This window comes from Priestia sp. YIM B13491 (assembly GCF_042787605.1).
Taxonomy (GTDB): Bacteria; Bacillota; Bacilli; order Bacillales; family Bacillaceae_H; genus Priestia; species Priestia megaterium_E.
Genome location: NZ_JBHZOR010000006.1, coordinates 241865 through 255310, shown reverse-complemented (window position 1 = coordinate 255310; position 13446 = coordinate 241865). Strand labels below are relative to the sequence as shown.

General features: G+C 38.8%; 11 protein-coding genes. 8 read left to right on the top strand and 3 right to left on the bottom strand.

Going from position 1 to position 13446, the window contains the following annotated elements:
• Positions 1–207: 207 nt before the first annotated feature.
• The gene (locus ACFX4E_RS21710; protein WP_377259606.1) at positions 208–1710 is read left to right on the top strand and encodes a malate:quinone oxidoreductase; all 1503 of its coding nucleotides are present in this window, start codon (positions 208–210) and stop codon (positions 1708–1710) included.
• 114 nt (positions 1711–1824) lie between these two features.
• Here ACFX4E_RS21710 and ACFX4E_RS21705 read toward each other — a convergent pair whose 3' ends face one another.
• Positions 1825–2391, bottom strand: a complete 567-nt coding sequence (locus tag ACFX4E_RS21705) for a DUF6434 domain-containing protein (protein ID WP_377259609.1) — start codon at positions 2389–2391, stop codon at positions 1825–1827.
• A gap of 46 nt (positions 2392–2437) precedes the next feature.
• A complete protein-coding gene (locus tag ACFX4E_RS21700) occupies positions 2438–2926 on the bottom strand; it encodes a DinB family protein (protein WP_014459715.1) in 489 nt (162 codons plus the stop codon).
• A gap of 150 nt (positions 2927–3076) precedes the next feature.
• On the opposite strand from ACFX4E_RS21700, the gene ACFX4E_RS21695 reads away from it, so the two are divergent.
• The 4 genes from ACFX4E_RS21695 to ACFX4E_RS21680 all read left to right on the top strand — a co-directional run bounded on the left by ACFX4E_RS21695 (position 3077) and on the right by ACFX4E_RS21680 (position 7437).
• The gene (locus ACFX4E_RS21695; protein WP_377259612.1) at positions 3077–4006 is read left to right on the top strand and encodes an ADP-ribosylglycohydrolase family protein; all 930 of its coding nucleotides are present in this window, start codon (positions 3077–3079) and stop codon (positions 4004–4006) included.
• Positions 4007–4057: 51 nt separating this feature from the next.
• Positions 4058–4564: a hypothetical protein gene (locus ACFX4E_RS21690; protein WP_377259630.1), complete on the top strand. Its 507-nt coding sequence runs from the start codon at positions 4058–4060 to the stop codon at positions 4562–4564.
• Between the two features lie 175 nt (positions 4565–4739).
• Positions 4740–5645 carry a phosphotransferase gene (locus tag ACFX4E_RS21685; protein WP_377259615.1) on the top strand — a complete coding sequence of 302 codons (906 nt, stop codon included), beginning with the start codon at positions 4740–4742 and terminating at the stop codon, positions 5643–5645.
• Between the two features lie 79 nt (positions 5646–5724).
• On the top strand, positions 5725–7437 hold the full coding sequence (locus tag ACFX4E_RS21680; protein WP_377259618.1) for a TcaA NTF2-like domain-containing protein: 1713 nt from the start codon (positions 5725–5727) through the stop codon (positions 7435–7437).
• Between the two features lie 178 nt (positions 7438–7615).
• Here ACFX4E_RS21680 and ACFX4E_RS21675 read toward each other — a convergent pair whose 3' ends face one another.
• The gene (locus ACFX4E_RS21675) at positions 7616–8572 is read right to left on the bottom strand and encodes a patatin-like phospholipase family protein (RefSeq protein WP_377259621.1); all 957 of its coding nucleotides are present in this window, start codon (positions 8570–8572) and stop codon (positions 7616–7618) included.
• Between the two features lie 509 nt (positions 8573–9081).
• On the opposite strand from ACFX4E_RS21675, the gene ACFX4E_RS21670 reads away from it, so the two are divergent.
• From ACFX4E_RS21670 to ACFX4E_RS21660, 3 genes are all read left to right on the top strand, one after another.
• A complete protein-coding gene (locus ACFX4E_RS21670; protein ID WP_377579867.1) occupies positions 9082–10467 on the top strand; it encodes a cell envelope integrity TolA family protein in 1386 nt (461 codons plus the stop codon).
• A gap of 337 nt (positions 10468–10804) precedes the next feature.
• Positions 10805–11686 carry a phosphorothioated DNA-binding restriction endonuclease gene (locus tag ACFX4E_RS21665; protein ID WP_217599182.1) on the top strand — a complete coding sequence of 294 codons (882 nt, stop codon included), beginning with the start codon at positions 10805–10807 and terminating at the stop codon, positions 11684–11686.
• 218 nt (positions 11687–11904) lie between these two features.
• The gene (locus ACFX4E_RS21660; protein WP_377258388.1) at positions 11905–13254 is read left to right on the top strand and encodes an FAD-binding oxidoreductase; all 1350 of its coding nucleotides are present in this window, start codon (positions 11905–11907) and stop codon (positions 13252–13254) included.
• Positions 13255–13446 lie beyond the last annotated feature (192 nt).

Genomic DNA, 13446 nt, shown 5'->3' with positions numbered 1-13446 from the left:
AATTTAATAAGTTTTTTGGAATTTGTGGGCGATTTTCTCACTTTTTTATCATTTTTGAATAGTTTATAATCATCAGACAATTATACTGTGATATAGTTATAAGTGAGACAGAAAAAGGTGTGTTCTTAGGTCGCACCTGAATTTTTTTACTACGTAAGCAGGAGCGCCTACATCTTTTTACAAATATAGGGGATGAGGAAGGTTATAATGAGCAACGTACAGAAAAAAACAGACGTTATCTTAATTGGTGCCGGAGTCATGAGCGCAACTTTGGGATCATTACTCAAAGAGTTAGCACCTGAATGGGACATTAAAGTATTTGAAAAACTCGCAGACGCAGGGGAAGAAAGCTCGAACGAATGGAATAATGCAGGGACGGGCCATTCTGCGCTGTGCGAACTAAACTATACATCAGAAAAAGCTGATGGATCTATAGATATAACAAAAGCGATTCGAATTAACGAGCAGTTTCAGCTGTCAAGACAGTTTTGGTCTTATCTTGTAAGCAGCAAGTTGATTCGCAATCCGCAAGATTTTATCATGCCAATTCCGCATATGAGTTTGGTACAAGGGGAAAAAAATGTATCGTTTCTGAAAAAGCGTTTTGAAGCGCTGTCAAACAATCCGTTGTTTCAAGGAATGGAGTATTCCGACAGTCCTGACAAACTAAAAGAATGGATTCCGCTAATCATGAAGGGGCGCACGTCAAATGAACCAATTGCCGCAACTAAAATTGATTCGGGGACAGACGTAAACTTCGGTGCTTTAACACGCATGTTGTTTGATCATCTGAAGAATAAAGGGGTTCACGTTCATTACAAACGAAGTGTAAAAGATATTAAACGTAAAAGTGACGGTATGTGGGAAGTAAAAGTCGCAGATGTAGACAGCGGCAAAGTTGAGTACCACACGGCAAAGTTCATCTTTATCGGAGGTGGAGGCGGAAGCTTGCCTTTACTTCAAAAAACAGGTATTCCTGAATCCAAGCATATTGGAGGATTCCCGGTAAGCGGATTATTTATGGTATGCAATAACCCTGAAGTGATTGCGCAGCATCACGGGAAAGTATATGGAAAAGCCAAAGTCGGAGCTCCGCCAATGTCGGTTCCGCACCTTGATACACGCTATATTGATAATAAAAAGACGCTGTTGTTTGGTCCATTTGCCGGCTTTTCACCGAAATTCTTAAAAACTGGTTCAAACTTGGACTTAATCAGTTCTGTAAAGCCGAATAATATTTTAACCATGCTAGCAGCAGGCGTCAAAGAAATGGCGTTAACAAAATATTTAATTCAGCAAGTGCTGTTATCAAATGAAAAACGTGTGGAAGAACTGCGTGAGTTTATCCCGAACGCTAAAAGCGAAGACTGGGATATCGTTGTAGCAGGCCAGCGTGTTCAGGTAATCAAAGACACGGAAGCCGGAGGAAAAGGAACGCTTCAGTTTGGTACAGAAGTTGTAAGTGCCGCTGATGATTCTGTTGCTGCACTTCTTGGGGCTTCTCCTGGTGCGTCAACGGCGGTTCACGTTATGCTAGAAGTATTGGAAAAATGCTTCCCAGAAAACATGAACAAGTGGGAGCCAAAAATAAAAGAAATGATTCCTTCCTACGGCATGTCATTAGTTGATCATCCAGACTTCTTTAACGAAATTCATGCGTCTACTTCACAGACGCTTGGTTTAATTAAAAAAGAGTCCGTTTATAGCTAAAGATTTTACGCCGCAACAAACAGCACATGCGTATGTGAAGAAATCTACAGGCGTGCACAAACACCACCTTTTCTTGAGGTGGTGTTTTAATGGTCTTTATATGTAGAGTTTGATTTAAGAGCGGTATTGATTGCTTCCAGGCTGAAGTTTCAAATGCTTCCACGCTGCAATTGCATCATCGCGGCTTTTTCCATTATTTTTCGGATCCTTAAAAAAATCGCGAATAAACCGGTTGTACTCAAACTGAGGCGCAATCTCTTTTTGATAAGAAGGCTGCTTTTTTCGTTTTTCTTCTTCATGCCACGCTTTTACCACATCTCGATAGGTTTTCCCTACATTTTCTTTAAAGTAGTTTTGAATATACGTGGAAAAATGAAACGTAGGATGAATGGCTTTCTTAAAAAAAGCCCGTACTTCTTGACTGCAGCGATGATTTTCTCCAATGACGGTATCTAATGTTAGCGGCGCTTGTGTTTTAGAGGACGAGCGTCTTTTAGAAGGTGCTCCTGAGTGTTGAGTGTCACCGGTTGTTAAAAACACTTCAATTCTTTTTGAAAGTTCCATTTTAGATCCAGACGGGCTCATGTTGTTTTCACGGCAAAATTGCTGCAGCTCGGTTTTGAGCCAGTAAAAATCGGTAAAGTCTTTGATAAGTAAATCTTTTGTAAGTTCAGGTCGCATCGTTTTCACCTCCATATATTTACTATAGAACGTTTGTTCTTGTTGGTCAATTGTTTTTAGAGAAGTACGAAGGAATGTCTTTTATGTTTCTTCCTACATAGTGAGAAGAAATAGGCTGTTTATTCACCTCTCTTGCCCAAATAGAAAGCTGGCCGATGTGATGGATTTCATGAATGATGATGTGATGCAAAATGTCAGCTTCCGTGTAAGAAGTAGAATCCCAAGGGACTGTTACGTACCTTTTGTTGGAAAAATTCAAATGACTTAGAAAGTCGGCAATTTCGGGTCTATGTGCGGAAGAGAGTGCTTGAAGCTTTTCGAGCGTATCGTGTTCTTCAAAAGAAAGAACGATATCTGGTTTACCTTGGATGGCGCGTATCCAGCTGTCTTCCACATCAATAATATGAAACAGAGTTTGTAAAATGCTTCCCGTTCCTCCAGTCCGCTTCTTCAACAGTTCTTCTCTAGAAAGTTGATAACACCAGCTAAACCATTCATCTCTCACTTGCCAATTATATTCAAAAAAATGAATCATCTACCGCACCTCACATGTTTTTTTACCTCTTATTTAAATTAGATGAACGCTGGTAAATTCCTTTTTATAAAGAAGAAAAAGCGTCTAGGCAGGGTGTCTCTTGCAAATTCCAAAATCAAACAATTACAATAATAGAAAGGAGTTGATCACATGACGCTACATAAAAAAGTACTTTCTACGATTCTAGGAGGAGCTGTCGGAGACGCTTTAGGCGTTCCAGTTGAGTTTAAAAAGCGCGATTCATTTCGAATTACAACTATGACAGGCTACGGTACGTATAACCAGCCTAAAGGAACGTGGTCAGATGATACGTCTTTAACGATGTGCTTGATTGATAATCTACTAGAAAAACAAGATGAATATGATTTAATGCAAAAGTTTGCGAACTATTGGTCGTACGGCTACTGGACGCCGTACGGAGAAATGTTTGATATTGGCATCGCAACAAGCGAAGCGATTCGCCGCTATAAAAGCGGTCTTCCTAAAGAAGAGTGGGGAGGAAGCGCTGAATACGACAACGGAAACGGAGCGCTTATGCGTATTGCCCCGCTTGCGTTTACACTACGTCAGGAACCTAGCTTTATAAAAAGAAAAGAAGAAATAGAAAGAATTGCGCACGTTACGCACCGCCATATGCGCTCTACGCTTGGCTGCATTCTATACGTGGAGCTGCTTATTCGTCTTCTTGACGGCGACGAGCCTTTTGAAGCATATGAAAAAGCGGTAAATCTCTGTCAAAAGCAGTTAAGAGATACGGAGTATGAAACAGAGTTCACTGCGTATGAACGAGTGTTAAACCTAAGCTTGCCGAACGCAGCGAGAAAGGAAATCGGGTCAACCGGATACGTCGTCAGCTCGCTAGAAGCATCGCTTTGGTCTCTTCTGCAAAGTGATGACTACAAAGAAGCTGTACTTACTGCTGTGAATTTAGGAGAAGACACAGATACAATTGGCTTTATTACGGGTACTATGGCAGGAGCATATTATCAGCTGGATGGCATTCCTAAAGAGTGGATTTGTCAGCTTGCTAAAAAAGAAGAGTTAGAGAAAGCGTGTAAGAAGTTTGCGGATATATGTTAATGGATAATAAAAATTACTTTAAAGAGCAGAGGAGATAAAATGAAATTTTCTATGGATTTTGGCGATACCAATTTTATCGGAGTGGCCAATGCAAAAGAATATCAATCATTTGTCGATGAGGATTGGGAGCTAGATCAGCTTTTGAACCATTTTGGCAGTGAAATGAAAAAGAGAAATATCCTAGTATGTCAAATGACAGAAGAAGGAATTGAACACTCCTGGAACGTAGAAGTGAAGATTGAAACAGAGTCGGATATAGGTACATACTTTAGAAAAGCAACAGGTTATATAAATGTAACCAATCATCAGCTTTATCTCGTAGATTATGACTGCCTTACGATGGCCGCCCAGTTTGAAGATCAGTCTGTGCCTGATCAAAACTGTTCTAAGTATAGAATTGATATTAAAAACGGTATGTACAAGGTCGAGCTTATTCAATTTTATAATGTTGACCAAGATGAGTATACAGGAAATGACCAAACGGATCTTTTATTGAACTTTATTAAGATGGAGCATGTTGAAGAAACAGCCGATGAGGTATTTTGGTGTACGTATTAAGTAGTAAACGTACCGTAGGCTACTAACTTAGAGGCGTAGTGTGCCGTTCTAAGGCATTCTATCTTATTTATATACTCACTGAAACCCTCTGGCTTTGCGTCAGAGGGTTTTTATGGTCAAAATTATTTATAGTATACTTTACATACAAACTTCACGTTAAAGAAAGGTGATCACAGTGCCAAATGCATGGGATGCAGAACAAATCGTATCAGCACCGCTTGCCAAAACGCTAATCGAGACGCAGTTTCCAGAACTTGCGCCCGCTGTAATTTCGCTGCTTGGCTACGGCTTTGACAATACGGTTTATCAAGTAAACGACCGGTTTGTTTTCCGGTTTCCTAGACGAGAACTAGCAGTGAGGCTACTAAAAACGGAAAATCGGCTTTTACCAAGTCTTGCTTCTCAATTGCCTCTATCGATTGCAGAGCCCATTTTTTTCGGTAAGCCGAATGCAGGATATCCTTGGCCGTTTACGGGCTATCACTACGTGCAAGGAACTCCGCCTGCGAGATTAACAGAAGAAGAGCGCATACAATCCGCTTCTGTACTAGCAAGGTTTCTTCGTACGCTGCATCACTATTCTCATTTAAAAGCCCAAGAGCTCGTGCCGTTTGATGAGCTAAATCGGCTTGACATGATGAAGCGAAAGCCTGCGCTAGAGAAATATGTTAAGCAAATGAAAGAGCATAACCTTTATTCTAACCAAGGGGTTCTTGAAGACTATGTAAATGACATACAAGAAATTAAGTATCAAGAAAAACATGTACTAGTTCACGGAGATATTCATATTAAGAACATGATTGTTGATCAAAACAATATGGTTTCAGGCATTATTGACTGGGGGGATGTTCATATTGGTCATTCAGCAGTTGACCTAGCGATTGCCTATAGCTTTTTACCTCCTCAAGGAAGAACACGGTTTTTTAAAGAATATGGTGAAGTGGACGAAGAAACACACAGACTAGCAAAATGGAAAGCCGTATTTACAACCGTAGTGCTGGTGGCACACAGTTACGATCAAGGAGACAAACAAACGCTAGAAGCGGCTCTAGAAAGCTTGAACCTGATTTTTCAAGAGTAATAAAATTGTAATAGAATTTCTGTTCAATTCCTGTATAGTTAAGAAAGGATAAAAATAAAAACAACAGGTGAAGCAAAAGATGAATACAAGCCACTGGAATGAATCAGCAGCACATTTACTAGAAAGGTGGATACAGCTATATAAAGAAAAGGAATCTCTTATTGGAGAAAAGGAATCTTTAAACATGCTAAAAGAAGAAGTAGACGGGATGGATAAAGAAAAATTTCTCTCCATAGTAGAACGTCATTTGCAGAAAGTGTATGACGAACTGGAAAAAGAACGGACAGAGTACAACATGGATAACATTGAATATATGATGTTAACGTTTCTTTCAAACGATTATCCGGAGTACATAAAAAAGCGTCAAAGCAATATGGGACAGATTGAACAGTTAACAAATATACATAGGAATGTGACAGAGCTTTTGGGAAAAGAACTTTTTTCTGAAGCGGATATGGCAGCGTTTAGAAACGACTTTTTTCAACTAACAGAAAAACATGCTAACACGTCATCGTTAAAAGAAATGAAGGAAAACTGGAATACGTATTTGTCAGCGTTCGTTGAATTTCAAAAAAAGCATGAATATGTAAAACGAGCGATAGCCACAGTACTCGAAGAAGACAAGAGCTTGAAGCAAGAGTGGCATCAGCTAAGCAAAAATAAAGTAGTGACCAAACAAAAAGCGACCGCCTTTCGCACGAAGCAGCATGAGCTAAATGAAAGTATTCGAAAAGTCACGACTGCACAAAAACAGTTACTCGAACTTCACTGGCCTGATGTTCGCAGTCAGTTTGATGCGCTACAAGAAAAAATGAGTAAGAGTCTTTCTACTATATTAAAAGAAACGGAATGCAGTATGGAAGTCATTAGCCAAAACGATGCAAATGAACACGCCAAGTTAAAGCAATCACTTAACGACCTAAATGGAGTTCACAAAGTCGACGTTCATCAAACGTGGTTAGCGGCTTTTATTAAAAAATCACGACCATTTTTTAACGAACTGAGTGAAGATATCAAGGATACTCGGCGTCGAGAGCTATGGAACCGAATTTACGGCATGTATAAAGGAATAGCAGTAAACGAGTTTATTGTTGCATATGAAGAATTTTTAGCGCTTCAGCCGCTTGCCAGTGTAAAAAGCATGGAAATACAAGGGTCATTAGCTCGGTTGAAGTTAAATATAAACCCTGTTACGCTGCCAGCCTACGCAGACTTTCCCATGCTCAAAAAGCAGCAATCATCACGGCGCACTTTTCCTATTTTAATAGGAGGCGCTATCGTCCTTGTCTTATTGCTGACGATTGTATATATGAATCGTGACAATCAAACGGCAGAAACAAGCTCAAACATAAAAGCTACGGCCAGCACGAAGTCGTTAAAAAATGAACAGCCTAAGCCAGATGCTGTAAGCAAAACGGATCTTGAAAACTTTTTTATTTCTTATAAAGCTGCTTACTTTTCAAGCTTAAACAGCGGAGACTTTAGTGGGATGGCTCCTTATATTGACTCGGGTCAGCCAGTTTATAAACAGCTAAAAAGCTATATCACATCACTCGCCGGAAAAAACGTATCGTTTGCTAACGATCAGTTTCTAGTGAAAAAGACAGAATCACATGACGACGGAACCTACGACATTTATACAAACGAAGTATATACGTTCACCGACTCATATGATGCAAGCACGCAGTTTAAGAAAGAACGAATTTATCATGTGAAAGCTGCTGGCAAAGACAAACTTCAAATTACTAAAATTGATACGTTAACAGATGAGCAGAAGCCGGTGGAAGAGTGAATGGTTTCTGAGAGATTACAAATAACCGCTAGTTCCTTTTTGGAGCTAGCGGTTGTTGTGGTTGGGGGAGTTGAAAGTGGTTAGGGTGAACTCTACGCTGCCAGCGTGGATATCTTGTTATATAAACTTTTAAATCTTTCCATATAGAAGCAAGAAATTAATCTAAAGTACGATCATATTAATTCCAGTTTTTCTCGATAAAATGAAATGCCGGTCGTAAATTTGTTTTATTAGCAATTGAAATAAGAGCGGGTACCACTGAAGGATCCGTTTTAGAGAAATTAGGAATCCTCGGATTTAACCGGAAAAACTGTTCGCCTAAAAGCTCAGAGCTAACCATTGATTCATAATAGCTCGATCCACCAGAGATAATCTGAAGAAACGGCAGCAACGGTTCATTAGGAGACCGGTCTAAAAGTACTCCCCAATTTGGCGGAAGGTCCTCCATATCTTCAGGACGTATGTTATCGGCACTAACCATTCCCCATCCCTTGGTATCTCTCCTTAATTGAGTTGGCTGCTCACCTGTTCCGATGGATAATACGGCAATTTGATCCAACGGCTGCTTTGCTTTTCCCACTGCAAACGCGATACTAGCTGTACTGGTATTAGTTGCTACTGTATAACCATCCACATAGTTTTGATAAGCTCTTTGCGTTGCGGGAGCAGCGCTGCTCCTAAGTATTACGTCACTTGCTTTTTCATTAAGATAGGGAGAACCAGGAAAATTATGAAATAACACAGGATTCCAACGATTCAGCTCTGGTGAAAATAAGTGAAAGGATGGCACAACAATTCGTTTCTTTAAGTCTCTAAGGCGAAGGTCTCGGGGGAAAAATGTTCGTATGGCTTTAATAAAACCAGAATAGGGTAGTTGTTGGTTAAAAACAGGTCCGCCCGGTCGGGAAACGCTGAACGCCGGTAAGATGTGATCTTTGAAAAACTGAAACGTCTCTTCTGGTGATCTTCCGCTTGCTAGTGCAAGAGCAGTGAATGAACCAATGGAATTTCCTGAAAAAACATTGGTTTCACTAATTAAATTTGGATTTTGATGAGCCAATCTATTCAAAAGCTGTAAACTTAAAGCACCTAAAGTACCGCCTCCATCAAAGGTCATGATCCGATATTTTGTCAAAGGTGATTTCTCCTTTCGAATCCCATCAGAGGTATTATTCTGTATATGTTTATTTGATGTGTTGGAAAGGTATGAGTATCTCTTTTGCCGCTCCTTTAGGAGCCAGGTTATGTAGATGAACATTCTTAGAAATAAATAAAGATTCCAACGAACAAAACCATCAGCTAAATCTTAGCCGATGGTTTTATTTGTGTAGATGTTGTTAATAGGGAACATTTCCTTGCTCAATTACAAAAATAAGAACAAGAAAGAGTATGAAAATGGAAATGAAGCTGAAAATATTATACTCATAACATTTCGTTCCTTCTTTTAATCTTTTCGCTCCCCTTATAAGTGCAGGCCAAATCTAAAATAGCCCTTTTAAAGAAATTAAAGGAAATATAGTGCCTTTTTATACACCATTTTATTGTAAGATAGATTAGTTGCATATGAATCGAATATTAGTAGGTTCATACTAACTTACCTATTATTAGTGTAAGGAATCAAGAAAGAGTGAGGGAAAGGTCAAAATGTCTAAGACAAGGTATAAAAACCAAAAAGAATCCAATGAAGAAATTGCAAAAGCTTATATAGAGAACGATTATACAAATAGTCAGAATAAGCTGTTGCTAGTATCAAAAGCTAATTACGGGAAAAAAAGTTCAAATGTATGCTACTCGTCAGTAGACGATAAAGGTATGAATTTTTATGAATTTAACAACAACGCTGAACAGAATTTAATGTTAATTGAGCGGTATGAATGGGCTGATTTCTCTGGCGTTACAATTGACCATAGCATTACAAAATCAGTATTTACATTTGTAGGTCATGGTGAAAATAGGGATATTACAATAGAAGGAAAAGGAAAGGAAGTAGAGCAAGTTATTCGTAACCACTATTCTATGGAAGTTAACGTAGTAAAAAGACCTGTCTGGACTAAGGTATTAGGATATCGTTCACAGACAACTTGGAAAATGTTTGCGGCTTCGACTGTTTATACATTAATTCTTTTATTTATTTTAAATGCTTTGTTACCAGCATCTACTCATAATTTTATTACGGGACTATCTTTATTCCTTTTCCTTCTAAGCATCATAGGTTTCCTTGTTGGATTAATAAAGCCAAAATGGGTATTGCCTAAATTTAAAGTCAAAACAAGAAAACGTGTATTATTTTCTTATCTATACTTAATTCTTAGTTGTTTATTTATTGTTGGAATCTTTAGTGATGAAGAATCAACATCTACTCCTGCTTCAACTCAAGTAAGTTCTTCGCAAAACAGCGTCACTGTTTCATCTAAAAAAGATGGTGCTGATAGCAGCAAGCAAAAAGTTGAAAAGAATGATAGTGATAAAGCAGTAAAAGAAGAGAAAAAACAAAAAGCTGAAGAACAAGCAGCAAAAGAAGAAGTAAAACGAAAAGCCGATGAGCAAGCAGCAAAAGAAGAAGCAAAACAAAAAGCTGAAGAGCAAGCAGCAAAAGAAAAGGCAGAACAAAAAGCTCAGGAGCAAGCGGCAAAAGAAGAGGCAGAACGAAAAGCTCAAGAGCAAGCGGCAAAAGAAGAAGCGGAACGAAACGCTCAGGAGCAAGCGGCAAAAGAAGAAGCGGAACGAAACGCTCAGGAGCAAGCGGCAAAAGAAGAAGCAGAGCGTAAAGCTCAACAACAAGCAGCTAGTCAACAGGCTACAACTAGCAGTTCTACTAGCAACAGTGGAAATTATAAGCCATTTGAAAATGATCCGAGTGATGATCAACAGTCTAATATGTCTTGTTCGGGACAAATCAAAGGTAACAAAAACTCGAAAATTTACCACGTACCTGGCGGAGCTTATTATGACAGAACTCAAGATAACATTGTTTGGTTCTGTTCAGAAGCGGATGCACAGGCAGCTGGATATAGAGAATCCCAACGATAAAAAAATATATGCAACCTTTAAAAGCTCTCCTATATGTTTCTTGGAGAGCTTTTTTCTTTATGAGAGGATTAATATAACGTATGTATCAAAGACACAGAACGAGTAAGTTTTAAAAGCAGAGAAGATATGAAAAAAGAATTCTTTGAATAAAACAACTTGGATAAGAAAGCTTAAAGTAGCGTTTTGTAAACGCGTCTGCAAATAAAGTTCCCTTGCTCATCTGATGCTGTCATATAATAGAATTAGCTATTATACTTACATTTATTAATACTTTTTCAAAAACGGTCTTAGCTCTAAGGTTTTAAATAGTTTTATAGATGGGAGTTAAAGCAAGCTTATGAACAGAGAAGAAGTACTACAAAAAATAAAGAACTTAAACATCTGGAAAAAAAGGGATCAAAGAGCTCCGCACAAACCATTGTTGATACTGTATGCCCTAGGTCAGCTGCAGTCTAAACAGCAAATTCACTTGCCGTATAGCGAGGTGAAAATTCCTTTAAAAGAGCTGCTTATGGAGTTTGGACCTTCTCGGAGTTCCTACCATCCAGAGCATCCTTTTGTTCGTTTGACAGGAGATGGAATATGGGAGCTAAGTGAAGAAGTTGATAAACGTAGCTTTACAGATAAATATTTGCTGAGCACAAATATAATGGGCGGTTTTACATCGGATGTTTATAATCTCTTTGCGAATGATCCTACGCTGCTTCAAGATGCAGCGCAATTTTTATTAAATGAGCATTTTCCGGATACGATCCATGAAGATATATTAAGAGCCGTAGGCTTGGATTTTGAAACACAGTTAAAGAGAAGAAGAGATCCAAAGTTTCGAGAGAAAATTCTTCAAGCTTACGGATATAGCTGCGCTGTTTGTGGGTTTAACGTTCGTCTTGGACATAATTTAGTTGGTGTAGAGGCCGCTCATATTAAGTGGCATCAAGCGGGAGGGCCAGATATTGAAAGTAACGGAATCGCTTTATGTTCAATGCATCATAAATTATTTGATCGAGGAGTTTTTACTTTTTCAGATCATAATGAGCTGTTGGTGGCAACTCAAGCACACGGCACAAATGGATTTGAAGAGTGGCTTATGAAGTATCATGGACAAAAGCTTAGAGATCCGATTCATCCGGCATATCAGCCGAGTGAAGATTTTCTTGGGTGGCATGTTAGAGAAGTGTTCAGGGGACCTCCTAGATATCAAGCAAGTGATATAAACTGATTTTTATAAATGATAGTTTGGTATGTTTATACTTAGGAAGTACTTTACATATAGTGGCGTCATTTAAAATACGTTAAAAATAAATTAGTATTCTGTCCAGAACCCCTCCAGTAAGTTTTCTATTCTCTGTTTCCTCCCCTTTAAACTGTGTGTCTTTTCTGAAGAAAATTCATAGGATATAGCATCTTATCTGTATGATGTAAGAAAGGGGTTATATCGTGGAGGAAACAAAGCTTACTGGACGAATCGTTACACCTGATGATGCGGAGTATGATCAGGCTAGAACAAATAATAATTTAGGTGTGCCTAAATTTCCGAGAATAATTGTATTTTGTCAGAATACAAACGATGTAGTAAATGCATTGAAGTGGGTAAAGGAAAATCATGTCCCATTTCGAATAAGAAGCGGTAGGCATAGCTATGAAAATTTTTCATTAGTAAACGGTGGATTAGTGATTGATGGCAGTGAAATGGATAGAATCAAGTTCGACAGTAAAAGCATGACAGCGAAAATAGAAGCAGGAGCTAATCTAGGGAAAGTATATAATGAATTATGGAAAAAGGGAACGACTATCCCTGCAGGAACGGAAAGCAGTGTTGGTCTTGTAGGCCTTGTGCTTGGCGGAGGAATTGGGATGTTATCAAGGCTGTTTGGGCTTACCTGTGATAATTTGGTTGAAGTTGAAATGGCCATAGTAAATGAACAGAGAGAAGTTGAACTCATTAAGGCAAATAAAAATCACAACAGTGATCTCTTTTGGGCTTGTTGCGGAGGCGGGGGTGGAAACTTTGGTATTGTTACGTCTCTTACATTCAAGGTGCAGCCTATTTCAAAGGTGTCAATCTTTTCCATTACATGGGAATGGGAAGATTTCGAAGCTGCTTTTGATGCATGGCAGCACTGGGCCACAAATACCGATAAGCGCTTAACTTCGGAGATTGAGTTAAAATCGAAAGAAGCGAATCAGATTATTGCTCAAGGTGAATTCGTTGGTTCATCATTCAAGTTAAAGGAACTTCTGCAGCCTTTAATAGATGTTGGGTGTCCTAAAAAAGTAGTAATAAAGGAAGTTTCATATATTGAAGCTGTACAATTTTTTGACGATCCGAGTGGAAACCAACCCGCCCCTCGAAAAAGGTCAGGTTCTTTTCTTAATAAACCTTTTCCAAAAGAGGCCATCTTAACAATGAAGCATTTTTTAGAAAATGCTCCGAATGAAAAATCTAGTATCTGGCACCAGTCTCTTGGGGGAGCAGTGGAGGAAGTTGCCTCTAATGAAACGGCCTTCTATTATAGAGATGCTGTTATCGCACAGGAGTACCTTGCTACATGGAGTCATCCTTCAGAAGAGAGAGCAAACATTCGATGGATTGAAGAATTAAGAAATGCTTTATCGAGATATACAACTGGAGATTATGTGAACTGGCCGGACCGGTTCATCAGAGATTGGCCAACGGCTTATTATGGAGAGAATCTTAAAAAGCTTCGAGAAGTGAAACGAGCATATGATCCGTGCAATCTATTTCATTTCCCTCAAAGCATCCCGCCATTTGTTAACTGGTTTTAAAGATCATCTTTCAAGTCGTAGAGGCAAATAATACCCACCTTAAATGAGGTGGTTTTTTGTGTACATTGCCTTTTTCTAAGAGCGTGAAAAAGGCAGCAAACAGTGGTAAGCAGTTATTTTATCAATAGGCGACTGCATTATAAGAAAAAACATATATAAATTTCATAAACATTGACATTCCCTTCCAAACCG